This is a genomic window from Aeromonas sp. 84A, from assembly GCF_051919345.1.
Classification (GTDB): domain Bacteria; phylum Pseudomonadota; class Gammaproteobacteria; order Enterobacterales; family Aeromonadaceae; genus Aeromonas; species Aeromonas veronii.
On sequence record NZ_JBQBEW010000001.1, the window covers coordinates 2,451,033 to 2,477,374 of the forward strand.

The following is a 26,342-nucleotide window of genomic DNA, read 5'->3' on the forward strand; positions in this document are numbered from 1 at the left end:
AGCAATAACGGTAACACAGTGCCCAGCGGGAGTGGATAATTCCCCCAGGGTTCATTGCCTAACCGGATAATTCAGCGACCACCAGATGAGAGTCGAGACGGGATGAATAAAGGATCACGGAAAAACCGTGCTGTGCCAGGGCTGATCGTTGCCTTGCTGCTCGCCTTTTCGGGCTACTGCTGGCAGTCGCTCAGTCAGCAGCAACAGGCCCACGACCTGAATGACGCGGCCGAGGTGGTGCTGAACCGGATCAACGCCGATACCGTCTATCTGCTTGGGCGGGAGCAGGCCAATGACAGTAATGTCCAGCAGCGCCTGAACCAGTTATCCATCACCCTTGACGGTTTTGTTCGGGAAGTCAGAAGCGATCCCGAGCTGGTGCAAGACGACCTTTCCCAGGCTCTGCTTGATGACATGGACAACTATCTGATGGCGCTGGCTAGGCTTCATGCCATTGAGATGGCTATCGAGTACCTCAATGCGCCCCTGCAGGCCCAGATTAAAAAGGTGCGGGGGATAAGCCCGTCAGACAGTGCGCTTCATCGCGACCTGGAGGAGCTGGCGCAACTGAGCAACTATCTGCAGCGCAGTTGGGACAAACGTGAACAGACTACGCTGGATCAGCTGCAACAGCAGTTGCAATCCCGTTATGGCAACTTGCCGGAGATCGCGACCCTGATCCGCCTGAGCAAGGAGATGAGCCAGCAGGTGATGGCCTATCACACCTTGCGTTACCAGCTCATCGACATGCATGTGATCGAGAGTTTGGTGCGCTGGAAACTCGACAAGCTGGAGCGCGCCTCCTCTTTGATGAATCGCTTTTATCTGATGGTGCTGTGCGGAGCTTTGATCTGCTTTGCGCTGGTGGCCTTCACCCTGTGGCGCCGTAACCAGAAGCTGAGCGAACTGTCGCGCCAGACCGGCTTGCTGGCCCAGGCCAAAAGCGATTTTCTGGCCAACATGAGCCACGAGATCCGCACCCCCATGAATGCCATCATAGGTTTTAGCTCGCTGGCACTGCAGACTGAACTGGATCAACAACAGCGGGACTATCTGGGCAAGATCAAATCCTCATCCGATACCCTGCTGCTGCTGATCAACGACATCCTTGATTTGACCAAGGTGGAGTCCGGCAAGCTGACATTGGAGGAGATCGACTTCGATCTCAGCGAGCAGCTCGATTCGCTGGCGGGCATGTTTGCCGATCTGGCGGAGCGCAAGCACGTGGAGGTGGTTATTCGCAAGTCACCGGAGGTACCGGTCTTCTTGCGTGGAGATCCCCTACGATTGGGGCAAGTACTGGTCAATCTGGTGAACAACGCCATCAAGTTTACCGAACGCGGTGAAGTCGAAGTCTGCATCGAGCTGGCCAATCCTCACCCAATGCGGATCCGCTTCAGTGTGCGCGATACCGGCATCGGCATTGCCGAAGAGAAGCAGACCCAACTGTTTCAGGCGTTTACCCAGCTGGAGGCGGGCAATACCCGAAAATATGGCGGCTCGGGTCTTGGGCTCAACATCTCCCAGCGGCTGGTGGAGCTGATGGGGGGGCGGATCACCGTAGAGAGCAAGCCTGGCGTCGGCTCTCTGTTCAAGTTCGATATTCCGATGGCGCAGGCGGTCTACGGTGTGGCTGGACGGAAAGTCTTCTTCGAAAACCAGCCGCTGGTGATGGTGATGGATGACAACGAACTGGTGCTGGATCTGGCCAGGGACATTCTGACTCGGGCGGGAGTGCGAGTGCTGCCGGTTAACTCCCTTTCCCGTGCCCGTCAGCTGCTTCGTGAAGAGGGACCGAATCTGCGGTTGGCGATCCTCGACTGGCGCATGGGTCAGGAGGATGGGCTCGATCTGGCGCTGGAGATGTATCAGCACAGCCAGTGGCGGCGGATCCCCATCCTGATGATCAGCGCCTGGGCCAGAGAGGGGCTGCACGCCCGGATGGATAGCATGGGGCTGACCCATTTTCTGCCCAAACCGATGACCGAAAATGCCCTGCTGGCCAAGGTGGATGAACTGCTCAACGGTAGCTCCTACGAGCTCAACCTGCGCAAGGCCGAGGCTCAGGGGGATCAGCAACACTTCAAATCCCTGTTGCAGGGTACCCGAGTGCTGTTGGCGGAAGACAACCGAGTCAATCAGCAGCTCATCATCGAGTATCTGCGGCGCGTCGATGCGGTAGTGTGTGTGGTCAGCAATGGTCGGGAGGCGGTGGAGCGGGTCGCCGAGCAGCCTTTTGACGTGATCCTGATGGATTTGCAGATGCCGGTGCTGGACGGACTCGATGCCACCCGCCAGATCCGCAAGATGGTCGACAAGCACGATGTGCCCATCATTGCCCTCACCGCCAGTGCCATGCCCGGTGACAAGGAGCGTTGCCTGGGGGTGGGGATGAATGGCTATGTCACCAAGCCGGTGAGCAAGCTGGATCTCTACAACAACCTGCTGCAGTGGGTAAAGCCGCAAGGGGTGGAGCAGGCGGGGATCATGGAGGTGAAACCGCCGGATATGATCGGGATCCTCGATCTGCAGGATGCCCTCAAGCGGCTGGAGCAGGACAAGGAGGCGTTGCAGATCCTTTTCAAGCTGTTCATGTCGGAACACAAGGACGACCTGTGGGAGATCCGCTCCGCCCTGCGCCGTCAGCAGCCCGAGGTGGCCAGTAAGCTGCTGCACACCCTCAAGGGGGTGTCTGCCAATATCTCGGCGGCCCGTCTGCAATTGGTGGCTGGCGAGCTGGAGTGGCGCTTGCGGCAAAACGAGGTGCTAAGCGAGACGGATCTGGAGCAGTTGCAACAGGTGTTCAGCCAGACCCGGGAAGAGGTGTCACACTTCCTGTTGACCGGTGAGCAGCATGAAAATTCGTATAATCCCTATTCATCAGGTGATGATCGCATGTCACAGTGAATTAAATAGTAATTATTCTCAACCATCCCGGTTCGGGATATGATGAGCTTTCGTTCGAATCGCCTCCAGCCGGAGGCGATTGTTTTCATTCTTCTATTTCTGCGTGGCTTCTCTGATGGCCGCTCCTTGGAGCGGTCACGGGCAGAGAGCGCTAAAGGTTGGTGGTGTGAGCGTATTTCTACGATTGAGCTGGTTTTTCAAGGAGCAGTGGCCCCGTTATCTGGCTGCCATCTCCCTGCTACTGATGGTAGCCCTGTTGACCGTTATTCCACCCAAAGTGGTGGGCTGGGTGGTGGATGGCATCACCAAGGGCGGTCTCGACAATGGTACCCTGATGCGCTATCTGGCGGGGCTGTTTGGTCTGGGTGTGCTGATTTATCTGCTGCGCTACGTCTGGCGGGTGATGCTGTTTGGTGCCTCTTACCGTCTGGCCTATGTGTTGCGCAATCGCCTGTTCAGCCATTTCACCCGGATGAGCCCAGATTTTTATCAGCGCCACCGTACCGGCGATCTGATGGCCCATGCCACCAATGACATTCAGGCTGTGGAGATGACCGCTGGCGAAGGGGTGCTGACTCTGGTGGACTCCATCATGGTCGGGGTATTGGTGCTCTCCATCATGTGCAGCCAGTACTCCTGGCAGTTGACGCTGGTCTCCTTGCTGCCGCTGCCGGTGATGGCCTATTTCATGAACCGCTTCGGCACCCAGATCTACACCCAGTTCAAGGCGGCGCAAGGGGCTTTCTCCAAGCTCAACAACAAGACCCAGGAGGCCCTTTCCGGCGTGCGGGTGTTGAAATCCTATGCGGTTGAATCGCTGGAAGATGAAGGCTTTGCCGAGCTGACCAAACAGGCGGGGGAGCGCAATATGGCGGTGGCCCGCATCGATGCCAAGTTCGATCCGGTCATCTATCTCTGTATCGGTTGCTCCTACTTCCTCGCGGTGGCGGGGGGCAGTGTGCTGGTGCTGCGCGATGAGCTGACTCTGGGTGAGCTCACCAGCTTCACCATGTACCTCGGCCAGCTGATCTGGCCGATGTTTGCCATCGCCTGGCTGTTCAACATCATCGAGCGAGGCAGCGCCGCCTACTCCCGTATCGAAAGCCTGCTGGGGGAGCGCAGCGATATCGAAGAGCCCGCCCAGTCGGCGGTGTTTACCTCTGCCTTTCCATTGCAGATCAAAGGGGTGAGCTATCAACTTGAGCAGCGCATCCTGCTTGCGGATATCGACGTTACCCTCAAGCAAGGGGGGATGCTCGGGGTGGTGGGGCGCACCGGGGCAGGCAAGAGCTCCCTGCTCAAGCTGTTGATGCGCCTTGCCAATCCGACTCACGGTTCGATTGTCATGGGGGGCGTACCGATTGACCAGTTGCCGCTCGCCACACTGCGCAGCCAATTTGCCTATGTGCCGCAGGAGCCATTCCTGTTTTCCACCACTATCGCCGCCAATATTGCCCTCGGCAAACCCGATGCGAGCCGCGAGGAGGTCGAACGGGTGGCACGCATTGCCTGTGTCCACGATGATATCGTGCGTTTCCCCAAGGGTTATGAGACCGAGGTGGGGGAGAAAGGAGTGACCCTCTCCGGCGGCCAGAAACAGCGGCTGGCTATTGCCCGCGCCCTGCTGCTGGATGCGCCCATTCTGGTGCTCGATGATGCGCTCTCGGCGGTAGATGCCCACACCGAGCAGCAAATTCTGCATGCCCTCAAAGCCCATCGTCGCACCCTGATCCTGGTCAGCCATCGCATGACGGCGGTGGAGCAGGCCGACGAGATCCTGGTGCTGCAGCAGGGGACCGTTAGCGAGCGGGGTCATCACGGTACCCTGATGGCGCACAATGGCTGGTATGCAGATATGGTGCGTTACCAGCGTCTCGAAGAAGCGGTGGAGGAGAGCCTGTGAATCCGACCATTAAACGACTGCTCGCCTACTGCGCCCAGTATCCTCGCTGGCTGATCCAGGCGGGGATCTGTTTGCTGCTTGCCACCGGCGCCGAAGTGGCCGGGCCGCTGCTGATCAAGCTCTTTATCGATGACTATCTGGCGCCTCGCAATATCGTGCTGCCCACCATAGCCCTTATTGCAGCGGGCTATCTGGGCTTGCAGGTACTCTCGGCGGCGGGCTTCTATTTGCAATCCCTGCGCTTTAACCGTATCGCCCAGGCGGTGGTGCAAACCTTGCGCGAGCAGGTATTTGCTACCGCCATCCGCTTGCCGGCCCGCTACTTTGACAAGCATCGCTCCGGCTCGCTGATTTCCCGCATCACCAACGACACCGAAGCGATCATGAACCTCTATGTGCAGGTGATTGGTTTGCTGGTGCAAAAGGTGGTGCTGCTGTGCGGCATCCTCATCTCCATGGCGCTGCTGGATCTGCGGCTGATGCTGGTCTGCTCCCTGCTGCTGCCCGCCGTGGGCGGGGTGATGTGGCTCTACCAGAAACTGAGCGTGCCGGTGGTGCGAGCGACCCGCAGCCTGCTCTCCGACATCAACAGCCGCCTCAACGAGTCGCTGCAGGGGATGCCGGTTATTCAGGCGATGGTGCAGGAGCGCCACTTTGCCAACGCTTTTGCCGAGGTGAACCAGCAACACTGGTCGGCACGGATCAAGAGCCTCAAGATCAACGGCATTTTGCTGCGTCCGCTCATCGATCTCTTCTACATGATGGTGCTGATTGGTCTGTTGGCGCTGTTTGCCCATGAGGGGGGGAGCCACGCGGGTGCTATTCAGGTAGGGGTGCTCTACGCCTTTATCAGCTATCTGGGGCGGATGATCGAGCCGCTCATCGAGATGACCAACCAGCTTAACCAGCTGCAGCAGGCGATGGTGGCGGGGGAGCGGGTCTTTGCCCTGCTCGATGAAACCCGCGAGAGCACCGAGGGCGAGCTGCGCCCGCTGGAAGGGCGGGTCAGTTTCGAGCGGGTGAGCTTCTCCTACGATGGTGAGCAGCAGGTGCTGCGGGAGGTCAGCTTTGCCGCAAAACCGGGCCAGATGCTGGCGCTGGTGGGCCATACCGGCAGCGGCAAGTCCACCATCATCAGCTTGCTGATGGGCTTCTATCCGCTGGATCAGGGGCAGATCCGCTTCGATGATCACGCACTGGATACCCTGTCGCTGGCGGCGGTGCGCCGCAGCATCGGGCTGGTGCAGCAAGATCCCTTTATCTTCGTCGGCACCCTGGCGGAGAACCTGCGTCTCGGCCGCGCCGGAATAGACGAAGCGCGGCTCTGGCAGGCGTTGAGCGAGGTGCAGTTGGCCGACTTTGTGCGCAGCTTGCCACAGGGGATCAACACCCTGATGGAGGAGGGGGGCAAGAACCTCTCCGCCGGTCAGCGGCAACTGCTCTCCTTTGCCCGGGCGCTGGTGGGGGATCCGCGCATCCTCATTCTGGATGAAGCGACGGCCAGCGTGGACTCCCAGACCGAGTTGGCGCTGTCGCAGGCGATCTCTGCTGCCCGTCGTGGCCGCACCACCATCGCCATCGCCCACCGCCTCTCGACCATCGTCGATGCGGACGAGATCCTGCTGCTCTCCCGCGGTCAGGTGAGCGAGCGGGGTACCCATGGTGAGTTGATGGCCCTCGGCGGTCACTATGCCCAGCTGTTCGAGATGCAGAGTCAGGGGGCTTGGCTCGAAGAGAAGCGCGCCTGATCGGCACATTTGCTGTAACAGCGAGATGAACGAAAAGAGGGAACCTGTGCGGTTCCCTCTGTTTTTTTGCGTTGGGCAAAGGTCGTAACCGTGATCCCTGTGCTTGTCGAATGGCGCAGATGCAGGCAACATGTTGTTTACATTAACTCATCGGATCAGTTCGCATATGGATTTGCAACGCTTCAAAGCCAATCTGGCGCTTCGGCTGTTTGCCTGGCGCTACATTCCCGTCATCGGGTTTTGTGCCCCGATCATCGAAGAGATGAACGCCAAGGCGCTGCGCATTCGCATTCCCCTTGGCTGGCGTACCCGCAACCACCTGGGCAGCATGTATTTTGGCGCGCTGGCGACCGGCGCTGATCTGGTAGGTGGTCTACTGGTGATGGAGAAGGGGCGGCAGCGGCGCAAGAAGGTGCACTTCGCCTTCAAGGATGTGCAGGGGGAGTTTTTGAAACGACCGGAGGGGGATGTGCAGTTCGACTGCGCAGCGGGGGAGGAGATTGACGCCATGATCGACGAATCGCTGGCAAGCGGTCAGCGCATCAATCGCCCCATCCAGGTGGTGGCCACCTGTCCGTCATTGAACGGGGATGAGGCGATGGCGCGTTTTGTGTTGACCCTGTCAGTCAAGGCCAGCTAGCGGGTTGCCGGAGAGTGGCTCCCCGAAACGGGTTTAGCCTATCTCCGGGCTGACGCCCTCTTTCACCACGACCTTCATGCCGTTGAAGTTGACCACCTGTTCGGCCACGATCTTGCAGCGCTTGCGGGTCTCCACCTGACCGTCCACCTCGACCAGCCCTTCGGCAACGAGGGCTTTGGCGGCGCCGCCACAATCGGCCCACCCCTGATGTTTGATAAGGTCACACAAGGCAACGAAGGGGTGACCTTCGAGCAGAAACGTCTCCATGGGAAATCCTCTAGATGGATGAATGCCGGATACAGCAGGGCGACTATTTTAGGCAGTTCGCTCAGGCAAAGAAAGGAAGAGGGGCCACTCGCTGCGAAAAAGTGGCCGATTGTCCTTGAGGTGGCGCTTTCGCAAGACCTGATGGAGAGGTTAGAGGGCCAACCGTGACGTATCGTGACGCACCTCGTCCCTGCTGGTGTGCCCACACTCTCCCTTGACTGTTAGGATCGGGCCACTCTCAATGGCCCAAGGAACTTCCCATGACACTCTCCCGCCTGCTGCTGGCATGCAGCGCCCTGACTCTGTGCGGTGTTGCGCAGGCCAGTACTCCGGTGCAGGTCTCGCTGCCCGGGGTCAATTTGCCCGCGTCCCATCAGGTGGAAGGGGCGCGCGCCTCGCTGCTCTACGGTCGGACCGGTCAGGTGAAGGGCATTGATCTGCCGATCTTCGCCCTCTCCGATGTGGATCAGTTCAGCGGCCTGCAGCTCGGGGTATTCCTGGGTGCTGGTCGGGTGCGCCACCAGTTTGGCGGGGTCGCCATCAACGCCATCAACTGGCACGAAGGGCAGGATACCGGCGTCAATCTGGGGCTGGTCAACCTGACCAACAATGTGCAGGGGCTTAACTGGGGGGCGGTCAATATCGCCAAGGGCAATGCGCTGGCCAACGTTGGCCTGGTCAACTATGCCGAGCGTACCACCTTCCAGATTGGCTTTATCAATGCCACCAAGCACCTCGATGGCTTGCAGATCGGGCTGGCCAACTATGCCGCCAACGGCGTGTTCCCCATTCTGCCACTGGTGAACTTCCAGAAATCGTTCTGACCAAGGCAGTTCGCTTTGCGTTAAAGGCATCTGCTGATTACCCTGTGCCTCTTGCAACTTGTTACAGGCGAACAGAGGTAATTGATGACGGCAGGGCAAATGAGTGCAATCGGGATCGGCTGGGATGTGCGTGGCTGGCAGGGCAGTGCCCAGGCGGTGGCCGTGGTGGGCTGGCAGGCCGAATCCAACCGCCTGCACTGGCTCGGGGTGTCGCCGCTGTTTCGCCTGAGCTCGCGGGTGGCGCCGGATCTGGCCGCCCTGCTGCGTCCGGCCCTGCAAAACGAACTGACCCTAATGCAGGTAGAAGCCTGCCCGCAACTGGCGCTCGGCATCGATGCGCCGCTCGCCTTTCCCCGTGCCTTGCGGGATCTGCTCAACGGCCAGCCACATAGCTGCGCCGTGCCCGAACGGGAGATAGACAACCCCTACGCCTATCGCGACTGCGAGCGCTGGTTGTATCAGCAGTACGGCAAGAAGCCGCTGTCGGCCACCTTCGACCGGCTTGGCAACAACGCCACTCTGGCGCTCTCCATGCTGCCGCAGCTCTCTGATCTGCAACTGGTGCCGACCGTTGCCCCGAAGGCCAGTCGTGCCGTGCTGGAGGTCTATCCGGCATTGGCCAAAGTGGGCGGCAAGGCCTCCCCGGCACGGCCCGAGCTGGCGGCGCAGCTGCCTGCGGATGTGCTGGTCAGCACCGATCGCTATGATGCGGCGCTCTGCGCCCTGATGGCGCTGCAATATGCCGCTGGTGGCAAGGTGACGGTATTGCCTGAGCTGATTTCGCCACCCAGTGACATGTTGTGTGATGAGGGATGGGTCTATCACTTTGCCCGTCATGCTGTAGAGCACAGCGGCATGTGACGACGGGGACGTGGCACATCATGGCGCCGCTCACCCTGTGGACGCGGGCCAAATGGCGCAAAAAACCTGTCTTTAGTCAGGAAATTGCCTGTTCATCCCGCGCCAAGGTGGCGCATCGTTATCTTCATCCGATATATTGCCCACCTTGCTGATCCTTTGCTGTGGTATTCCCGATGAAATCCGTTCTCTCTATTCAGTCCCACGTGGTCTTTGGTTGTGCCGGCAACAGCGCGGCCGTCTTCCCCATGCGCCGCCTCGGTATGGATGTATGGCCCATCAACACGGTGCAGTTTTCCAACCACACCCAATATGCCCAGGGGTGGCAGGGGATGGCGATGCCGGCGGGTCATATCAGTGCGCTGGTGAAAGGATTGAGCAATATCGAGGTGTTGAGTCAGTGTGACGCCGTGCTGAGCGGTTACCTTGGCTCCGCCGAACAGGGAGACGAGATCCTGACCGTGGTCAACGCCGTCAAGGCGGCCAACCCCGATGCCATCTACTTCTGCGATCCGGTGATGGGTCATCCGGAGAAGGGGTGTATCGTCGCTCCCGGCGTCACCCGTTTCCTGACCGAGCAGGCGCTGCCGGTGGCCGACATGATGGCCCCCAACCTGCTGGAGCTGGAGACCCTCTGTGATACCCATCTGGCTGATCTGGATCAGACCCGCGCGGCTGCCCATCAGCTGCTGGCCCGCGGCGTCAAGCTGGTGCTGGTCAAGCATCTCGGTCGTGCGGCGCAGGACTCCAGCCGCTTCGAGATGCTGCTGGCCACCCCGCAAGGGGATTACTTGATTGCCCGTCCGCTCTATGACTTTGCCCGCCAGCCGGTGGGGGTTGGCGATCTTATCAGCGCCCTGATGCTGGCCAATTTGCTGGCCGGTCACGATGCGGTCAGCGCGTTCGAGCGCACCAACGCCTCGGTGGATGCGGTGCTGCAGGAGACCTGGCGCCAGCAGGCTTACGAGCTGCAACTCATCGCTGCGCAAGATGCCTTCGCCCTGCCAGAGGTTGCGGTGCGAGCGGTGAAACTGCCCTGAGTCAGCGCGGACGTTCGTCTATCCCGACAAGGGATGGGATGCAAATGAAAAAGGCTTGCCAATGGGCAAGCCTTTTTACTGTTTGCCTATTTAGTGCGGCAAGCAATCAGATGCGGGGATGGCGGAGGCGATAACGCTCAGCCATGGCATTGGCCGCTACCATGGCGGCGTAGACATCCTGTTCACTCACTGTCATCGGCATGTTGCCCATGGTATCGAGGGGATCGCAGGCCAGCTGCGCCACCTTGCGCCACTCGCTTTCATCAAAGTGGGTGAGCCCCAGCTCTTGCAGCGTCATGGGCAGGCCTGCACAGTCGATGATGCGAAACACCTCATCAAGCTCATGTTGCGGGGCGCGCTCAAGCACGAGTTGGGTCAGCAGGCCGAAGACCACCTTCTCGCCATGCTGGGCGCGATGGAGCTCCGGGATCAGTGACATGCCGTTGTTGACGGCATGAGCGGCGGCCAGTCCACCGGCTTCTGCGCCGACCCCGCTGAGGTAGATGGTGGCCTCGATGACCTGCTCCAGCGCCGGAGTCGAGACATGGTGGCGTATCGCATCCATGGCCAGCTCGATGTTCTCACCAAGCAGCTCGTAACAGAGCTGTGCCAGACCAAGGCCCGTGCGTGAAGGACGCTTGCCGACCAGATTGAGCCCGTCCGACCGATAGCAGGCGCGCGCCTCGAAATAGGTGGCTAGGGCATCACCAACGCCAGCGGAAAAGAAGCGGGGAGGGGCGGCGGCAATGATGGCCGTGTCAGCCAGCACCACGTCCGGATTTTGCGGCAGGAACAGATAGCGCTCAAATTCCCCCGCCTGGTTGTAGATCACCGCCAGTGCCGTGCAGGGGGCATCTGTGGAGGCAATCGTCGGGAACAGCACAACCGGACGGCGCAGATAGAAGGCCACGGCCTTGGCGACATCCAGCGTCTTGCCGCCGCCGATCCCGACAATCACATTCGCACCATATTGCTCTGCAAGGTGGGTCAGGCGGTGGATCTCCTGTTCGGTGCATTCGTAGCGAAACTTGTCGACCACTCCCCTGAGACCTGCCTGCAGGAGTCCCGCCAAAGCTTCTTCCCGTACCCGCTCCAGAATGAACTCATCGCTGATGAGCAACGCATAGTCACCAAAATCTTTAACGTGCTCATGGAGTTGCGGGAGAAGGTGTTGACCGATGATGAACTTTTTGGGGGAGGTAACTGTACGGGGCAAAGTGGGCATCCATTATTCCTCAAGGCAGTGAACAACATAGATTTGATTATCAAATGGGTCTCTCACGATACGCCTGATGAGGCAATAGATGAAGAAGAAAAGGGGGGCGTTTTAATCATTAATTAATCTTTCTGTTTGTTTGGTTGTATTTTGGGGCGAGCAATTGGCGGTGTTGAGGCATACAGGCGCAATGGCTCTATCGTGGCAATCCGTCGCAAGCCATATTGCTGCAACAAACAGTCACGCTGGCAACAAGCAGGGCCGCTTGGTGCGGCCCTGCTGTATTTGGATAAGGGATAGGGGATGGTCAGAGCGGTTTGTAGAAGATGACGGTCGCAGTAAGAGAGCCATCGGCGTTGCGTGCACTTTGGTAGGTTGCTGCGCTCTTAACTTCCACAATGTTCATCTGACATCCTTGTCGTTGCTCTGTTATGTGGCTGATTGCCACCGTTGGTTCATATGAGGTAGGTACTTATGCTCGCCGCGAGTACGGCTTGTCAGCGGATCAGCTCCTGCTCAACCAGCCAGGTAAACAGCAAGCGGGAGACGGGGGAGAGCTCATCGAGGTGAGAGCTGTCGAGCCAGCGCAGCTCGGCAATTTCTGCCGAGGCGATTGGGGTGCCGCTTGTTTCGCCGATGTAACAGCGCAGTCTCACCTCGACTCCTGCCGGTTTGCCATCGGCCTGGGCGCTGAACTCGCAGACAAAGCGCAGGGTATCGGGCTGCAGGGTGACAGCCAGCTCCTCCTCAATCTCGCGGATCAGCGCCGCCTCGTCGCTCTCGCCCGGTTCCCGCTTGCCGCCTGGGATGTAATAGATGTCCTTGCCGTGGGAGCGGGCGCAGAGCAGCTGCTGATCTTTAAAGGTGAGCCAGGCGAGTTTGTCGATCATTGAGTTGCATCCTCTGCTTGTGTTGTGTGTATTGCCTGCATGTACCGGGTGTACAGGGTGCGGTAGGAGCGAGGCTCCTGCGCATCGGGAGAAAGTCCCAACTGATCTGCCAGCGCGAGCAGTTGCTGGCGAAACGCCGGGAGGCGTTCCTCGTCATCGGTCATGATGGCGAGCTCGGCAAAATCCCCGATCTCGGCCAGATGATCCAGGGTGACGTGAAACGGGCCAATGAAGTAGATGCTGCGCCTTTTGGTGATCACGAGTATCTGCCGGTAGTTCATGGTCAAGAGCATGCTGACGGCCTTGTCCGCATCATTGATAGTGACCGCCTCGCAGCGATCCGCCTCGGGCCCCTTGACGATCCAGAGCTGGATCCCGGAGGGCTGCATGGTGCGGATAGCCAGACTTTTGCCAGCCTGGGCAAGGGCATCATCCGGGGTGTCGAAGTAGCGATCCTGCTCCAGATTATCCTCCAGCATGATCTCCGGATTGAGGGCGAGCAGTGCCTTGAGGAAGGCGGGGCGATCTGTCAGCTGATATTTGAACTCGACTTCGAAGCGGCCCTGAAAGTGCGCCTGTGACATCAAGAAGATCCCTCTGTGAGCCTGTGTGGCAGGCAGCCTAACAAAGATGAAGTTGAGTCCCAAGGAGAAAGAGGGGAGATGCCGGAAACGCACTGTTTCCAGCGCGGTGACCGCGTAGCTGAATGAGTGCGCAATGGCTGGTTCACCACAGCCTTCTCGTCCCTAAAAAAGTGGACTGGCGCACACCACGACAGGGCCGGACTGGGCGAAGGCGGGGCCCTTGTGGTTTAATCTTGCCACTTTAGCGGTAGTGGGCGACGGGCCTGCTACCTTGCGTGGGCAAGATGCAGGTGAGCAAGATGCAGATAGCAGCAGAGAGCAAGTTTATCGGACTCGGGGTCGCGGGCAATTTCGCCGGTCATCTGGAGCAGGCGGGCGAAGCGTCGGACTTCGTAGCGGTAGTGGTGCGTGACACCACGGCGCCCAAGGCGCTGTTTCCCTTTTTCGTGCCGGGCCATCCGGGTCAGCTCGGGGTATTCCCGTTGAGCGACAAGGCGATCTTCCTGCCGGAAGCGGCGGTCAGCGGTGACGAGAAGGTGCAGATCGAGCCGGAAGTGGCCCTCTGGTGCGAGCTGGAGTATGCCGACAAGCAGGTGGTGGCGATCCATCCCCGTGCCTTTGGCGCCTATAACGACTGCTCCATCCGTCGTCCCAATGCCAAGAAGATCAGCGAGAAGAAGAACTGGGGTGAAGAGAGCAAGGGGTTGGCGGACAAGCTGCTGCCGCTTTCCGGTTTTGCCGCCGGCTGCGAGCTCGATGACTATCGCATCGCCTGCTATCTGGAGCGCGATGGCGAGCTGCACCCCTACGGGGTAGACAGCGCCGCCATCGACTACAGCTACTTCCACTGCAAGCTGCTCGACTGGGCCATCGACAAGTTCAACCATCAGCAGGATGAAGGTCCGGCGGAACACATTCAGGGGCTGCTGGCGCAGGCGGGGTATCCTCCCCATGCGCTCATCAGCATCGGCGCCACCCGTTATACCCCGTTTGGCGAGACCCACTTCCTCAAGCCCGGCGACACCTCTTGCGTGGTGGTCTATCCGGGCAGCCGTTATAGCGAAGCGGATATTCGCGAGGCGATCCGCAGCCGCCACTTTGGTGCTGATATGTCGGTGCTGCTGCAGGCGGTGCAGGCGCGCTAATCAGGTTGGCTAGCGGGGAGGCCACAGCCATCCTGCTGGCTGCAACAAAGAGTCATTGATGAAGATTGATACTGCAACGCGTGCCGATTATCCGGCCCTGATCGATCTGTGGGAGGCTTCGGTGCGGGCGACCCACCACTTCCTGCCCGAGGCCGAGATCCTCGCGCTCAAACCGCTTATTCTGGAGCACTACTTCGATGCGGTGACAATGCACTGTGCCCGCACAGAAGAGGGGCGCATTGCCGGTTTTTGCGGGCTATGCGATGGCAAGATAGAGATGCTGTTTGTGGCTCCCGAGGCGCGCGGTAGTGGCGTGGGGCGTTTGCTGGTGGCCCATGCCATCACGCAGGGCGGCGCGACGCAGGTTGACGTCAACGAGCAGAACGAACAGGCGGTGGGCTTCTATCTGAAGATGGGATTCACCGTGACGGGTCGTTCGCCGCTGGATGGTCAGGGCAAGCCCTATCCTCTGCTGCATATGGCGCTGGCGCCGACCTGATCGTGCCTGATGAGGCGCAGTACCCATAAACCAACGGGGGATGGCATCAGCCATCCCCCGTTTTTTTGATCGTGTTTGTTACTTGCTGGCGACCTTGTTCACTACCTTGATCAGCTGATAGCGCACGGAGGGGGCATCGGCCGGCACATCGGTGAGCTGCTCCTTGCTGACTGTGAGCTGATACCGGTAGCCCGGCTCGAACTGGAAACCTTCAATATTCTGGTAGAACAGCGTCCAGGGCTGCTGCTCATCACTGCGAACCTGCATGCACTGCATCGGGCCAACTCCGACGCAATCGACCAACTGGCTGTTGATATAGAGGGTCTCTTCCTGTGACGGGGCGGGGGCGCTCTGGCAGGCGGTCAGCAGCAAGGCTGCGCTGATAAACAGTGGTTTCATAATGGACTCCTTAACGCGAAAGGGGGCATTAGAGCGGCAAACAAAAAGGCGGTCAATGACCGCCTTTGTAACAAACCATATCAGCGCAGTGGTTAGCGCTGCTCGAGTGGAGTGAACTCGCGCAGCGGGTGGCCCACGTAGAGCTGGCGTGGGCGACCAATCTTGCTGTCCGGGTCTGAGTGGAACTCGTTCCAGTGGGCAATCCAGCCGATAGTGCGGGAGATGGCGAAGATCACGGTGAACATGCTCATCGGGATGCCGATCGCCTTCATGATGATGCCGGAGTAGAAGTCCACGTTCGGGTAGAGTTTCTTCTCGACGAAGTAGGGGTCGGAGAGCGCAATACGCTCCAGCTCCATGGCCACGTCCAGCAGCGGATCCTTGATCTGCAGCTCGGTCAGTACTTCGTGGCAGGTTTCGCGCATCACGGTGGCACGGGGGTCGTGATTTTTGTAGACACGGTGACCGAAGCCCATCAGACGGAACGGATCATTCTTGTCCTTGGCCTTGGCGATGTACTCGGGGATGCGATCCACCGAGCCGATCTCTTCCAGCATGCGCAGGCAGGCTTCGTTGGCACCACCGTGGGCCGGTCCCCACAGGGAGGCGATCCCCGCGGCGATACAGGCGAACGGGTTGGCACCGGAGGAGCCAGCCAGACGAACGGTGGAGGTGGAGGCGTTCTGCTCGTGATCCGCATGGAGGGTAAAGATACGATCCATGGCACGTTCAACGATGGGGTTGACCTTGTACTCTTCGGTCGGCACGCCAAACATCATGTGCAGGAAGTTACCGGCATAGGAGAGGGCGTTACGCGGCTGCATGAACGGCTGGCCGATGGAGTACTTGTAACACATGGCTGCCAGAGTCGGCATCTTGGAGAGCAGACGGAAGGCACAGATCTCGCGATGCTGCTCGTTATTGATGTCGAGGGCATCGTGATAGAAGGCTGACAGGGCGCTGACCACACCGCACATGATGGCCATGGGGTGGGAGTCACGACGGAAGCCGCGGAAGAAGAAGGCTATCTGCTCGTGAACCATGGTGTGGCGAGTGACCAGGCGTTCGAATTCGGCATATTGGGCCTTGGTCGGCGCTTCGCCGTACAGCAGGATATAGCAGACTTCCAGATAGGTGGCCTGGGTGGCCAACTGGGCGATGGGGTAACCACGGTGCAGCAAGACACCCTGATCCCCGTCAATGTAGGTAATGGCAGATTTGCAAGAACCGGTCGCCATAAAACCGGGGTCAAAGGTGAAATACCCCTGTGATCCCAATTTTCTGACATCGATGACATCCGGGCCGATGGTGCCGGAGAGGATCGGCAGTTCGACCGGATCTTTTCCGGGCAGGTGTAGGGTGGCTATCTTATCAGCCATAGCACGTCTCCTTTGCTCTTTATAATTTGGTTCCAGTCCTACTCTATTACGACTTTTATGACGCTGGCAAAGGTTGTTACCCATACCGAAGTGGCTGGAGCGCCTTATTTGAAACAGAGTTCCTTATCAATGTCAATTTTGCTGGAACCCCATTAATGGCATTAATGAAATGTTAAATTAAATATGCGATCGAGTTTGCGGTTTTGTGTTTTCTTTGTAGCTAATTGATTGTCTTCGGTTAAGGCCGCCGATATACTGCGCCACGTGGGTCATGGCTGCGGGTGTTTGAAACGCTTTGGCAAAGCCTGATGTGAAACCGAAAACTCGCGTTTTGGCTTTTTCAGAGTGTTTTGGTAACAAAAAACCAACAATCACCATTCCGTGCCCTCAAGTGTGAGTTAAAACAATAACTAACGTGCTCAATGGAGCTGAGTGGGCAAGCGTGAAAAACAAACAGAGACCGGTCAACCTCGACCTACAGACGATCAGCTTTCCTGTCACTGCCATTGCATCCATCCTGCACCGTGTTTCAGGGGTCATTACCTTTGTTGCACTGGGCATCTTGCTGTGGATGCTTGGTACTTCACTCGCCTCTCCCGAAGGGTTTGCAACCGTGGTTGCCATCATGGACAACTTCCTGGTCAAACTCGTGCTGTGGGGGATCCTGACTGCGCTGGCATACCACATTGTGGGCGGCTTGCGTCATCTGGTCATGGATATGGGCTATTGGGAAGAGCTGGAATCCGGCAATCAGAGCGCCCGCGTGGCCTTCGTGATCACCGCGATCCTGGCTGTATTGGCGGGAGTGCTTGTATGGTAACCAATTCTGCAACCTTCGGGCGCAGCGGCGTTCATGATTACATCCTGATCCGCGCCACCGCCCTCATCATGACCTGTTATGTCCTCTATCTGGTGGGCTTTGTCGCGTTCAACGACATCACCTACGAGGTGTGGGCAGGCTTCTTCGCCAAAACATTCACCAAAGTATTCACCCTGTTGACCCTGCTCTGCGTACTGATCCACGCCTGGATTGGTCTGTGGCAGGTGCTGACTGACTATATCAAGCCGGTAGGGCTGCGCGGGGCGCTGCAATTTGCCCTGGTCGTGGTGCTGTTTGTCTATCTGATGACGGGTTTCGTCGTGCTGTGGGGTGTGTAAGGTGACTATTCCAACTCGTGAATTTGATGCGGTGGTGATTGGTGCCGGTGGTGCCGGTATGCGCGCCGCGCTGCAGATTGCCCAGTCCGGCAAGAGCTGCGCTCTGTTGTCCAAGGTTTTTCCAACCCGTTCTCACACTGTTTCCGCCCAGGGCGGGATCACGGTTGCGCTGGGCAATGCCCACGATGACAACTGGCAGTGGCATATGTATGACACGGTAAAAGGTTCCGATTACATCGGTGATCAGGAAGCCATCGAGTACATGTGCAAAACCGGCCCCGAGGCTATCTATGAGCTGGAGAACATGGGCTTGCCCTTCTCCCGTTTCGACAACGGGTCTGTCTACCAGCGTCCGTTTGGTGGTCAGTCCAAGAATTTCGGTGGCGAGCAGGCTGCTCGTACCGCAGCGGCCGCCGACCGTACCGGTCACGCCCTGCTGCACACCCTCTATCAGCAGAATGTCAAGAACAAGACCACCGTCTTCTCCGAGTGGTATGCGCTGGATCTGGTGAAAAACCAGGATGGCCACGTGGTGGGTTGTACCGCCATCGATATGGAGAGCGGTGAAGTGGTCTACTTCAAGGCCAAGGCCACCGTGCTGGCGACTGGCGGTGCCGGTCGTATCTACCAGTCCACCACCAATGCCCACATCAACACAGGTGACGGTGTCGGCATGGCGCTGCGTGCCGGCGTCGGCGTGCAGGACATGGAGATGTGGCAGTTCCACCCGACCGGCATCGCCGGGGCAGGGGTGCTGGTAACCGAAGGCTGCCGTGGTGAAGGTGGCTATCTACTCAATAAAGATGGCGAGCGCTTCATGGAGCGTTACGCCCCGAACGCCAAGGACTTGGCCGGTCGCGACGTGGTGGCTCGCTCCATCATGATCGAGATCCGTGAAGGCCGTGGCTGCGACGGTCCCTGGGGCCCGCACATCAAGCTGAAGCTGGATCACCTCGGCAAAGAGGTGCTGGAATCCCGTCTGCCGGGGATCTGCGAGCTCTCTCGCACCTTCGCTCACGTGGACCCGGTCAAAGAGCCGATCCCGATCATCCCGACCTGCCACTACATGATGGGCGGCGTACCGACCAACGTGAATGGCCAATGCCTGACTCAGGACAAGAACGGCAACGACGTGCCGGTGGTCGGTCTGTTTGCGGTGGGCGAGATTGCCTGCGTCTCCGTACACGGTGCCAACCGTCTGGGTGGCAACTCCCTGCTGGATCTGGTGGTCTTCGGCCGCGCGGCCGGCATGCATCTGGTCAACACTCTGGGCGAGATGGAGCACGGTCGTGATGCTTCCGAGTCGGATCTGGATGCCGCACTGGCCCGCTTCAACCGCTGGGAAAATTGCCGTGACGGGGAAGACCCGGTGCAGATCCGCAAAGACCTGCAGCGCTGCATGCAGAACAACTTCTCCGTATTCCGCGAAGGTGCGGCGATGGCAGAAGGGTTGGCCGAGCTCAAAGTTATCCGCGAGCGCCTCAAGTCAGCCCGTCTGGATGACACCTCCAAAGAGTTCAACACCCAGCGCATCGAGTGCCTGGAGCTGGACAACCTGATGGAGACGGCGTTTGCCACGGCGGTTGCCGCCAACTTCCGTACCGAGAGTCGCGGTGCTCACTGCCGCTTCGATTTCCCGGATCGCGACGATGAGAACTGGCTGTGCCACAGCCTCTATCATCCGGACACCGAGTCCATGACCCGTCGCGCTGTCAACATGTCACCCAAGACCCGTGAGGCGTTCCCGCCCAAGGTCCGGACTTACTGATTGCGGAGCCAGCCCTATGAACGTCACATTCTCTGTCTACAGATACAATCCGGATGTTGATAACGTCCCCCATATGAAGGAATATCGTCTTGATATTCCTGAAGGTTCCGACATGATGGTGCTCGACGCACTGATCCAGTTGAAAGAGCTGGATCCCACGCTCGCCTTCCGCCGCTCTTGCCGCGAAGGGGTCTGTGGATCAGACGGTCTCAACATGAATGGCAAGAACGGTCTTGCCTGTATCACCCCGCTCTCCGACCTGCTGAAGAAGGGCAATAACGTCGTTATCCGCCCCTTGCCCGGCCTGCCGGTGATCCGTGATCTGGTGATCGACATGACCCAGTTCTACACCCAGTGGGAGAAGGTCAAACCCTTCCTCATCAACGATGACAAGTTGCCGCCGGTGCGTGAGCACCTGCAATCCCCCGAAGAGCGCGCTAAGCTTGACGGCCTGTACGAGTGCATTCTCTGTGCCTGCTGCTCCACTTCGTGCCCCTCCTTCTGGTGGAATCCCGACAAGTTCATCGGTCCGGCCGGGCTGCTCGCCGCCTACCGCTGGCTGGCTGACAGCCGCGACACCGCGACCACCGAACGATTGGGGAATCTGGACGACGCATTCAGCGTGTTCCGTTGCCATGGCATCATGAACTGCGTGAACGTCTGTCCGAAAGGCTTGAACCCGACCAAGGCGATTGGCCAGATCAAGTCGATGTTGCTCAATCGGGCTGTTTAGTATCAGGGCCGGCCAGGTGCTGGCCCGACCTCTGGATAGCCATCCGACCCGTGGCAGGATGGCTATTTGACCCCTACAAGCTGCGCAGCAGTAACAAGAAGTACAAGGGATAGAAATGCATAACGGCGTGATGAAGGCCTGGTTGGAGTCATCTCACCTGGCTGGTGCGAATGCAAGCTATATCGAGGATTTGTACGAATCCTTCCTGGAAAATCCTGACTCCGTGTCCGATGAGTGGCGCAGCCTGTTTAGCGAGCTGCCCCAGGTCAATGGTCATGCGGTTGAACAACCCCACTCCCAGGTCCGCGATTATTTCCGTCGTCTGGCCAAGGATCCCTCTCGCTACAGTGCCCCCGTCTCCGATCCGCAAGTGGATGCCAAGCAGGTGCGGGTATTGCAGCTGATCAACGCCTTCCGTTTCCGTGGTCACCAGAATGCCAATCTGGACCCGCTGGGCCTGTGGCAGCGTGAAACCGTTGCCGAACTGGATCCTGCGTTCCACAACCTGCAGGGCGCAGATATGGAGGCCACCTTCAATGTGGGCTCCTACGCCATCGGTCGCGAGACCATGGTGCTCTCCGACCTCTACGCCTCGCTGAAGAAGACCTATTGCGGCTCCATCGGCGCCGACTACATGCACCTCACCTCCACGGAAGAGAAGCGCTGGCTGCAACAGCGTCTCGAATCCATTGAAGGGAAGGGGAGCTACACCCTCGAAGAGAAGACCCGTTTCCTCGAGAGCCTGACCGCCGCCGAAGGGCTGGAGAAATATCTGGGCGCCAAGTTCCCGGGAGCCAAGCGCTTCTCGCTGGAAGGTGGCGACGCCATGATCCCCATGCTCAAGGAGCTGATCCGTCGCGCCGGTGAGCAGGGCTGCAAAGAGGCCGTTATCGGTATGGCCCACCGCGGTCGTCTCAACGTGCTGATCAACGTGCTCGGTAAACGGGCGCAGGACCTGTTCGACGAGTTTGCCGGCAAGCATGGCGAATCCTGGGGCACCGGTGATGTGAAGTACCATATGGGCTTCTCCTCCGACTTCGCCACCCCGGGTGGCAACGTCCACCTTGCGCTGGCGTTCAACCCCTCTCACCTCGAGATCGTCAACCCTGTGGTCATCGGCTCGGTCCGTGCCCGTATGGATCGTCGCGGTGACAAGGATGGCTCCAGCGTGTTGCCCATCACCATTCACGGTGACTCGGCCATGGCCGGTCAGGGCGTGGTGGCCGAGACCTTCAACATGTCCCAGACCCGCGCCTATGGTGTAGGCGGGACGGTGCGCATCGTCATCAACAACCAGGTTGGTTTCACCACCTCCTATATCCGTGACCTGCGTTCCACCGAATATTGCACCGACATCGCCAAGGCGGTGCAGGCACCGGTGCTGCACGTCAACGGGGATGATCCGGAGGCTGTGGTGCTGGTGACCCAGATTGCACTGGATTACCGCAACACCTTCAAACGCGACGTGGTGATCGAGCTGGTCTGCTACCGTCGTCACGGTCACAACGAAGCGGACGAGCCGAGCGCGACCCAGCCGCTGATGTACCAGAAGATCAAGCAGCACCCGACTCCGCGCAAGATCTACGCCGATCAGCTGGTTGCCGAGGGGAGCCTCGCTCAGGAGCGGGCGACCGAACTGGTCAACGAGTATCGCGAAGCGCTGGATCGCGGCGAGCGGGTGAGTAAGGAGTGGCGGCCGATGGAACTGCACTCCGTCGACTGGACCCCTTATCTGGGCCACGACTGGAACATGGCCTATGAGAGTGCCGTGCCGATGGATCACCTCAAGAGCCTCGGCGAGCGGGTGAGCCAGTATCCGGCGACCCACGTGCTGCAGCGTCAGGTCGAGAAGATTTACGAAGACCGCCGTCTGATGGCCGCGGGTGAGAAGCTGGTGGATTGGGGCTTTGCCGAAACCCTGGCCTACGCCACCCTGGTGGACAAAGGGTCCCGCATCCGCTTTACCGGTGAAGACTCCGGTCGAGGCACCTTCTTCCACCGCCACGCCGTGCTGCACAGCCAGACCGATGCCAGCACCTACACCCCGCTGTGCAACCTGCACGACGAGCAAGGTCCGTTCGAGGTGTATGACTCTGTGCTGACCGAGAACGCGGTACTGGCCTTTGAATATGGTTACGCCAGCGCCGAGCCGGCTGGCCTCACCATCTGGGAAGCCCAGTTCGGCGATTTCGCCAACTGTGCCCAGGTAGTGGTGGATCAGTTCCTCTCCTCCGGTGAGCAGAAGTGGGGCCGGATGTGCGGCCTGACCATGTTGCTGCCGCACGGTTACGAGGGGCAGGGCCCGGAGCACTCCTCCGCTCGTCTGGAGCGTTATCTGCAGATGTGTGCCCAGCACAACATGCAGGTGTGCGTGCCCTCTACCCCGGCGCAGGTGTTCCATATGCTGCGTCGTCAGGTAGTGCGCCCGATGCGCCGTCCGCTGATCGTCATGACGCCCAAATCTCTGCTGCGCCATCCGCTGGCGGTGAGCAAGCTTGAAGAGCTGGCGGAAGGTACCTTCCAGAACGCCATCGGCGAGATTGATGCGCTGGATCCGAAAGCAGTCAAGCGTGTGGTGTTCTGCTCCGGCAAGGTCTACTACGACCTGCTCGATGCCCGTCGCAAGGCGGAGCAGCAAGATGTGGCACTGGTGCGAATTGAGCAGCTCTACCCCTTCCCGGAAGAGGAAGTGCGCGCCATTCTGGCCGATTACAGCCATGTCACCGACTTTGTCTGGTGCCAGGAAGAGCCGCAGAACCAGGGCGCCTGGTACTGCACCCGTCACAACTACGATGACGTGCTGCCGACCGGAGCCACCCTGCGTTATGCCGGTCGCCCCGCGTCAGCCTCACCGGCCGTCGGTTACATGTCTGTCCACGCCAAGCAGCAAAAAGCCTTGGTGGAAGATGCCCTTACCCTGTAAAGCCTCTGGCATAGAAGTAAAAAGGAACTGATTGGATGACTATCGAAATCAAGGTACCGGATCTGCCGGAATCAGTGGCCGATGCCACTATCGCCACCTGGCACAAAAAACCGGGCGATCTGGTCGCCCGTGACGAAGTGCTGGTCGACATCGAGACCGACAAGGTGGTGCTGGAAGTGCCGGCACCGCAAGCCGGTGTGCTGGGGGATATTCTGCAAGGGGAAGGGGCGACTGTGTTGTCCCGTCAACTGATTGCCATCCTCACCGCCGCCCCGGTGGCCGGTGAAGAGACCAAAGAGAAACCCGCTGAAGCGGTGGCCGATGATGGAGCCGATGGCTTGAGCCCCTCGGTGCGCCGCCTGATTGGCGAGCACGACATCGATGTGACCAAGCTGACCGGTACCGGCAAGGGCGGTCGCATCACCAAGGATGATGTGGAAGCCTTCATCAAGGCCAAGAGCCAGCCTGCGGCAGCCGCAGCGGTCGCAACTGCAGCCCCGGCAGCCAAGGTTGCCCCGCTGGGTGGTCGCACCGACAAGCGGGTACCGATGACCCGTCTGCGCAAGCGCATTGCCGAGCGTCTGCTGGAAGCGAAAAACACCACCGCCATGCTGACCACCTTCAACGAGGTCAACATGAAGCCCATCATGGATCTGCGCAAGCAGTACGGCGAGATCTTCGAGAAGAAGCACGGCATCAAGCTCGGCTTTATGTCCTTCTACGTGAAGGCGGTGGTGGAGTCCCTCAAGCGCTATCCGGAAGTGAACGCGGCGCTCGATGGTGATGACGTGGTTTACCACAACTACTTCGACGTCAGCATCGCCGTATCTACCCCCCGTGGTCTGGTGACGCCGGTGCTGCGCGACTGCGACAACATGAGCCTGGCGGACATCGAGAAGGCCATCAAGGATCTGGCGGGCAAGGGCCGTGACGGCAAGCTGACCGTGGATGAACTGACTGGCGGCAACTTCACCATCACCAACGGTGGCGTGTTCGGCTCCCTGATGTCCACCCCGATCATCAACCCGCCCCAGAGCGCCATTCTGGGCATGCACAAGATCCAGGATCGCCCGATGGCCGTTGACGGCAAGGTCGAGATCCTGCCGATGATGTATCTGGCGCTCTCCTACGATCACCGTCTCATCGACGGGCGCGAATCGGTAGGCTTCCTGGTCTCCGTCAAGGAGCTCCTGGAAGACCCGACCCGTCTGTTGCTGGACGTCTAAGCCTGTGGCACCCGGGCAAGGGGTTTGCGCCCCGAGCCGGATGTGCTGCTGGACGTTTGAGTAATACCCGAGCGATTGAAAGATAACGAGGGGCCGCCCAGGCCCCCATTCACAGGGGATTGAGAAACACCAGCCCCGGACGGAAATACCTACAACACGGATAGAGCATCTATGAATCTGCATGAATATCAGGCAAAACAGCTGTTTGCCGAGTATGGCCTGCCGGTCTCCGAAGGTTATGCCTGTGCTACCCCACAAGAAGCGGCCGAAGCGGCCGACAAGATTGGCGGCAATACCTGGGTCGTCAAATGCCAGGTACACGCCGGTGGCCGCGGCAAGGCGGGCGGTGTGAAAGTGGCCAAGAGCAAGGATGAGATCCGTGCTTTCGCCCAGAACTGGCTGGGCAAGAATCTGGTGACCTACCAGACCGATGCCAACGGCCAGCCGGTCACCAAGATCCTGGTGGAATCTTGCACCGACATCGCCAAAGAGCTCTACCTGGGCGCCGTGGTTGACCGTGGTTCGCGCCGCGTGGTCTTCATGGCCTCGACTGAAGGTGGCGTGGATATCGAGAAGATCGCCCACGAAACCCCCCATCTGATCCACAAGGCGGCCATCGATCCGTTGGTGGGTCCGCAGGCTTATCAGGCCCGCGAACTTGCCTTCAAACTGGGTCTGGTCGGCGATCAGATCAAACAGTTCACCAAGATCTTCATGGGTCTGGGCCAGATGTTCCTGGATTGCGATTTCGCGCTGCTGGAGATCAACCCGCTGGTGATCACCGCGCAGGGCAACCTGCACTGCCTGGATGGCAAGATCAACATCGACGCCAACGCCCTGTATCGTCAGCCCAAGCTGCGCGAGATGCACGACCCGTCACAAGATGACCCCCGCGAAGCGCACGCCGCCCAGTGGGAGCTCAACTATGTGGCCCTCGATGGCAACATCGGCTGCATGGTCAACGGCGCGGGTCTGGCCATGGGCACCATGGACATCGTCAACCTGCACGGCGGCAAGCCGGCCAACTTCCTTGACGTCGGCGGCGGCGCCACCAAGGAGCGCGTAACCGAGGCGTTCAAGATCATCCTCTCCGACAGCAACGTCAAAGCGGTGCTGGTCAACATCTTTGGCGGCATCGTGCGCTGCGACATGATCGCGGAAGGCATTATCGGTGCGGTCAAGGAAGTGGGGGTCAAGGTGCCCGTCGTGGTCCGTCTGGAAGGCAACAACGCCGAGCTGGGTGGTATCAAGCTGGCCGAGAGCGGCCTCAACATCATTGCGGCCAAGAGTCTGACCGATGCCGCGCAGCAAGTCGTAAAAGCAGCGGAGGCCAACTGATGAGCGTACTGATCAACAAGGACACCCGAGTCATCTGCCAGGGCTTTACCGGCGGTCAGGGTACTTTCCACTCCGAGCAGGCGCTCTCCTACGGCACCCAGCTGGTGGGCGGCGTCTCCCCGGGCAAGGGCGGCACCACCCATCTGGGCCTGCCGGTGTTCAACACCGTCCGTGACGCGGTCGAAGCGACCGGCGCTACTGCCTCCGTCATCTATGTTCCAGCGCCGTTCTGTAAGGATGCCATCCTGGAAGCGATCGACGCGGGCATCAAGCTCATCGTCACCATCACCGAAGGCATCCCTACTCTGGATATGCTGGACGTCAAAGTGAAGCTGCAAGAGACCGGTGTGCGGATGATCGGCCCCAACTGCCCGGGTGTGATCACTCCGGGTGAGTGCAAGATCGGCATCATGCCGGGCCACATCCACAAGCCGGGCAAGGTGGGCATCGTCTCCCGCTCCGGCACCCTGACCTACGAAGCGGTCAAGCAGACCACTGACGAGGGCTTTGGCCAGTCCACCTGCGTCGGTATCGGTGGCGACCCCATCCCGGGCTCCAACTTTATCGACATTCTGGAGATGTTCCAGAACGACCCGCAGACCGAAGCGATCGTGATGATCGGCGAGATCGGCGGCAACGCCGAGGAAGACGCGGCCGCCTATATCAAGGCCCACGTCACCAAGCCGGTGGTCTCCTATATCGCCGGTGTTACTGCGCCTCCCGGCAAGCGGATGGGCCACGCTGGCGCCATCATCTCCGGTGGCAAGGGTACCGCCGCCGAGAAGTTTGCCGCGCTGGAAGATGCTGGCGTGAAAACCGTCCGCTCCCTGGCCGATATCGGCAAGGCCCTGCGCGAAGTGACCGGCTGGTAATTCCTGTTAGCCCGTTATCTCTAAT

The 26,342-nt window shown here is 59.4% G+C and carries 23 protein-coding genes; 17 read left to right on the forward strand and 6 right to left on the reverse strand.

Annotated elements, in window-relative coordinates:
* Window positions 1-102 precede the first annotated feature (102 nt).
* From ACTG20_RS11215 to ACTG20_RS11230, 4 genes are all read left to right on the forward strand, one after another.
* The gene (locus ACTG20_RS11215) at window positions 103-2,907 is read left to right on the forward strand and encodes a hybrid sensor histidine kinase/response regulator (protein WP_194496125.1); all 2,805 of its coding nucleotides are present in this window, start codon (window positions 103-105) and stop codon (window positions 2,905-2,907) included.
* Between the two features lie 166 nt (window positions 2,908-3,073).
* Window positions 3,074-4,810: an ABC transporter transmembrane domain-containing protein gene (locus ACTG20_RS11220; protein WP_194496126.1), complete on the forward strand. Its 1,737-nt coding sequence runs from the start codon at window positions 3,074-3,076 to the stop codon at window positions 4,808-4,810.
* Window positions 4,807-6,558: an ABC transporter transmembrane domain-containing protein gene (locus ACTG20_RS11225; RefSeq protein WP_005361118.1), complete on the forward strand. Its 1,752-nt coding sequence runs from the start codon at window positions 4,807-4,809 to the stop codon at window positions 6,556-6,558. The genes ACTG20_RS11220 and ACTG20_RS11225 overlap by 4 nt, the downstream gene beginning before the upstream one ends.
* A 166-nt stretch (window positions 6,559-6,724) precedes the next feature.
* On the forward strand, window positions 6,725-7,198 hold the full coding sequence (locus ACTG20_RS11230; protein WP_162506367.1) for a DUF4442 domain-containing protein: 474 nt from the start codon (window positions 6,725-6,727) through the stop codon (window positions 7,196-7,198).
* Between the two features lie 33 nt (window positions 7,199-7,231).
* Here the strand turns inward: ACTG20_RS11230 and ybcJ are convergent, their stop codons facing one another.
* Complete coding sequence (gene ybcJ / locus ACTG20_RS11235; RefSeq protein WP_005361116.1) at window positions 7,232-7,465, reverse strand: ribosome-associated protein YbcJ; 234 nt, start codon at window positions 7,463-7,465, stop codon at window positions 7,232-7,234.
* Between the two features lie 260 nt (window positions 7,466-7,725).
* Between ybcJ and ACTG20_RS11240 the strand changes: the two genes are divergently transcribed.
* The 3 genes from ACTG20_RS11240 (at window position 7,726) to pdxY (ending at window position 10,187) form a co-directional block, all read left to right on the forward strand.
* Entirely contained in the window at window positions 7,726-8,289 is a 564-nt protein-coding gene (locus ACTG20_RS11240) for a VC2662 family protein (protein WP_107684906.1), read from the forward strand.
* Window positions 8,290-8,373: 84 nt separating this feature from the next.
* Window positions 8,374-9,150: a DUF429 domain-containing protein gene (locus ACTG20_RS11245; protein WP_194496127.1), complete on the forward strand. Its 777-nt coding sequence runs from the start codon at window positions 8,374-8,376 to the stop codon at window positions 9,148-9,150.
* 173 nt (window positions 9,151-9,323) lie between these two features.
* Entirely contained in the window at window positions 9,324-10,187 is an 864-nt protein-coding gene (gene pdxY, locus ACTG20_RS11250) for a pyridoxal kinase PdxY (protein WP_194496128.1), read from the forward strand.
* Between the two features lie 106 nt (window positions 10,188-10,293).
* Here the strand turns inward: pdxY and ACTG20_RS11255 are convergent, their stop codons facing one another.
* The 3 genes from ACTG20_RS11255 to ACTG20_RS11265 all read right to left on the reverse strand — a co-directional run bounded on the left by ACTG20_RS11255 (window position 10,294) and on the right by ACTG20_RS11265 (window position 12,877).
* A complete protein-coding gene (locus tag ACTG20_RS11255) occupies window positions 10,294-11,412 on the reverse strand; it encodes a glycerol dehydrogenase (RefSeq protein WP_194496129.1) in 1,119 nt (372 codons plus the stop codon).
* A gap of 488 nt (window positions 11,413-11,900) precedes the next feature.
* Window positions 11,901-12,293: an NUDIX hydrolase gene (locus ACTG20_RS11260; RefSeq protein ID WP_194496130.1), complete on the reverse strand. Its 393-nt coding sequence runs from the start codon at window positions 12,291-12,293 to the stop codon at window positions 11,901-11,903.
* Window positions 12,290-12,877: a class IV adenylate cyclase gene (locus ACTG20_RS11265; RefSeq protein WP_194496131.1), complete on the reverse strand. Its 588-nt coding sequence runs from the start codon at window positions 12,875-12,877 to the stop codon at window positions 12,290-12,292. The genes ACTG20_RS11260 and ACTG20_RS11265 overlap by 4 nt, the downstream gene beginning before the upstream one ends.
* A gap of 299 nt (window positions 12,878-13,176) precedes the next feature.
* On the opposite strand from ACTG20_RS11265, the gene ACTG20_RS11270 reads away from it, so the two are divergent.
* Together ACTG20_RS11270 and ACTG20_RS11275 are read left to right on the forward strand one after the other, a co-directional pair.
* Window positions 13,177-14,022 carry a DUF5718 family protein gene (locus ACTG20_RS11270; RefSeq protein ID WP_194496132.1) on the forward strand — a complete coding sequence of 282 codons (846 nt, stop codon included), beginning with the start codon at window positions 13,177-13,179 and terminating at the stop codon, window positions 14,020-14,022.
* Window positions 14,023-14,080: 58 nt separating this feature from the next.
* Window positions 14,081-14,521: an acetyltransferase gene (locus ACTG20_RS11275; protein WP_194496133.1), complete on the forward strand. Its 441-nt coding sequence runs from the start codon at window positions 14,081-14,083 to the stop codon at window positions 14,519-14,521.
* A gap of 78 nt (window positions 14,522-14,599) precedes the next feature.
* Here the strand turns inward: ACTG20_RS11275 and ACTG20_RS11280 are convergent, their stop codons facing one another.
* Together ACTG20_RS11280 and ACTG20_RS11285 are read right to left on the reverse strand one after the other, a co-directional pair.
* Window positions 14,600-14,920, reverse strand: a complete 321-nt coding sequence (locus ACTG20_RS11280) for a DUF4377 domain-containing protein (protein WP_129503911.1) — start codon at window positions 14,918-14,920, stop codon at window positions 14,600-14,602.
* Between the two features lie 92 nt (window positions 14,921-15,012).
* Entirely contained in the window at window positions 15,013-16,299 is a 1,287-nt protein-coding gene (locus ACTG20_RS11285) for a citrate synthase (protein WP_005333572.1), read from the reverse strand.
* A gap of 442 nt (window positions 16,300-16,741) precedes the next feature.
* Between ACTG20_RS11285 and sdhC the strand changes: the two genes are divergently transcribed.
* The 8 genes from sdhC (at window position 16,742) to sucD (ending at window position 26,317) form a co-directional block, all read left to right on the forward strand.
* Window positions 16,742-17,119: a succinate dehydrogenase cytochrome b556 subunit gene (gene sdhC / locus ACTG20_RS11290; protein WP_021231296.1), complete on the forward strand. Its 378-nt coding sequence runs from the start codon at window positions 16,742-16,744 to the stop codon at window positions 17,117-17,119.
* Window positions 17,113-17,457: a succinate dehydrogenase, hydrophobic membrane anchor protein gene (gene sdhD, locus ACTG20_RS11295; protein WP_005333558.1), complete on the forward strand. Its 345-nt coding sequence runs from the start codon at window positions 17,113-17,115 to the stop codon at window positions 17,455-17,457. The genes sdhC and sdhD overlap by 7 nt, the downstream gene beginning before the upstream one ends.
* 1 nt (window position 17,458) lies before the next feature.
* The gene (gene sdhA, locus ACTG20_RS11300) at window positions 17,459-19,225 is read left to right on the forward strand and encodes a succinate dehydrogenase flavoprotein subunit (RefSeq protein ID WP_013723668.1); all 1,767 of its coding nucleotides are present in this window, start codon (window positions 17,459-17,461) and stop codon (window positions 19,223-19,225) included.
* Window positions 19,226-19,241: 16 nt separating this feature from the next.
* A complete protein-coding gene (locus ACTG20_RS11305; protein WP_005333549.1) occupies window positions 19,242-19,958 on the forward strand; it encodes a succinate dehydrogenase iron-sulfur subunit in 717 nt (238 codons plus the stop codon).
* A 115-nt stretch (window positions 19,959-20,073) separates the two neighbouring features.
* A complete protein-coding gene (gene sucA, locus ACTG20_RS11310) occupies window positions 20,074-22,881 on the forward strand; it encodes a 2-oxoglutarate dehydrogenase E1 component (RefSeq protein WP_194496134.1) in 2,808 nt (935 codons plus the stop codon).
* Window positions 22,882-22,916: 35 nt separating this feature from the next.
* Complete coding sequence (odhB, locus tag ACTG20_RS11315) at window positions 22,917-24,107, forward strand: 2-oxoglutarate dehydrogenase complex dihydrolipoyllysine-residue succinyltransferase (RefSeq protein ID WP_194496135.1); 1,191 nt, start codon at window positions 22,917-22,919, stop codon at window positions 24,105-24,107.
* Window positions 24,108-24,278: 171 nt separating this feature from the next.
* Window positions 24,279-25,445 (forward strand): ADP-forming succinate--CoA ligase subunit beta, encoded by a 1,167-nt coding sequence (sucC, locus tag ACTG20_RS11320; RefSeq protein ID WP_005361097.1) that lies wholly within the window; start codon window positions 24,279-24,281, stop codon window positions 25,443-25,445.
* Window positions 25,445-26,317, forward strand: coding sequence for a succinate--CoA ligase subunit alpha (gene sucD / locus ACTG20_RS11325; protein ID WP_005333542.1), 873 nt, complete (start codon window positions 25,445-25,447; stop codon window positions 26,315-26,317). The genes sucC and sucD overlap by 1 nt, the downstream gene beginning before the upstream one ends.
* Window positions 26,318-26,342: the final 25 nt, after the last annotated feature.

Bases quoted from the DNA above. Each gene is read 5' to 3' on its own strand.
- ACTG20_RS11255 (WP_194496129.1), bottom strand. From the start codon at position 11,412: ATGCCCACTTTGCCCCGTACAGTTACCTCCCCCAAAAAGTTCATCATC.
- ACTG20_RS11280 (WP_129503911.1), bottom strand. From the start codon at position 14,920: ATGAAACCACTGTTTATCAGCGCAGCCTTGCTGCTGACCGCCTGCCAG.
- odhB (WP_194496135.1), top strand. From the start codon at position 22,917: ATGACTATCGAAATCAAGGTACCGGATCTGCCGGAATCAGTGGCCGAT.
- sucD (WP_005333542.1), top strand. From the start codon at position 25,445: ATGAGCGTACTGATCAACAAGGACACCCGAGTCATCTGCCAGGGCTTT.
- ACTG20_RS11240 (WP_107684906.1), top strand. From the start codon at position 7,726: ATGACACTCTCCCGCCTGCTGCTGGCATGCAGCGCCCTGACTCTGTGC.
- ACTG20_RS11260 (WP_194496130.1), bottom strand. From the start codon at position 12,293: ATGATCGACAAACTCGCCTGGCTCACCTTTAAAGATCAGCAGCTGCTC.
- ACTG20_RS11305 (WP_005333549.1), top strand. From the start codon at position 19,242: ATGAACGTCACATTCTCTGTCTACAGATACAATCCGGATGTTGATAAC.
- sucC (WP_005361097.1), top strand. From the start codon at position 24,279: ATGAATCTGCATGAATATCAGGCAAAACAGCTGTTTGCCGAGTATGGC.
- ACTG20_RS11270 (WP_194496132.1), top strand. From the start codon at position 13,177: ATGCAGATAGCAGCAGAGAGCAAGTTTATCGGACTCGGGGTCGCGGGC.
- ACTG20_RS11245 (WP_194496127.1), top strand. From the start codon at position 8,374: ATGACGGCAGGGCAAATGAGTGCAATCGGGATCGGCTGGGATGTGCGT.
- ACTG20_RS11230 (WP_162506367.1), top strand. From the start codon at position 6,725: ATGGATTTGCAACGCTTCAAAGCCAATCTGGCGCTTCGGCTGTTTGCC.
- ACTG20_RS11215 (WP_194496125.1), top strand. From the start codon at position 103: ATGAATAAAGGATCACGGAAAAACCGTGCTGTGCCAGGGCTGATCGTT.
- pdxY (WP_194496128.1), top strand. From the start codon at position 9,324: ATGAAATCCGTTCTCTCTATTCAGTCCCACGTGGTCTTTGGTTGTGCC.
- sdhD (WP_005333558.1), top strand. From the start codon at position 17,113: ATGGTAACCAATTCTGCAACCTTCGGGCGCAGCGGCGTTCATGATTAC.
- ACTG20_RS11285 (WP_005333572.1), bottom strand. From the start codon at position 16,299: ATGGCTGATAAGATAGCCACCCTACACCTGCCCGGAAAAGATCCGGTC.
- ACTG20_RS11275 (WP_194496133.1), top strand. From the start codon at position 14,081: ATGAAGATTGATACTGCAACGCGTGCCGATTATCCGGCCCTGATCGAT.
- ACTG20_RS11265 (WP_194496131.1), bottom strand. From the start codon at position 12,877: ATGTCACAGGCGCACTTTCAGGGCCGCTTCGAAGTCGAGTTCAAATAT.
- ybcJ (WP_005361116.1), bottom strand. From the start codon at position 7,465: ATGGAGACGTTTCTGCTCGAAGGTCACCCCTTCGTTGCCTTGTGTGAC.
- sucA (WP_194496134.1), top strand. From the start codon at position 20,074: ATGCATAACGGCGTGATGAAGGCCTGGTTGGAGTCATCTCACCTGGCT.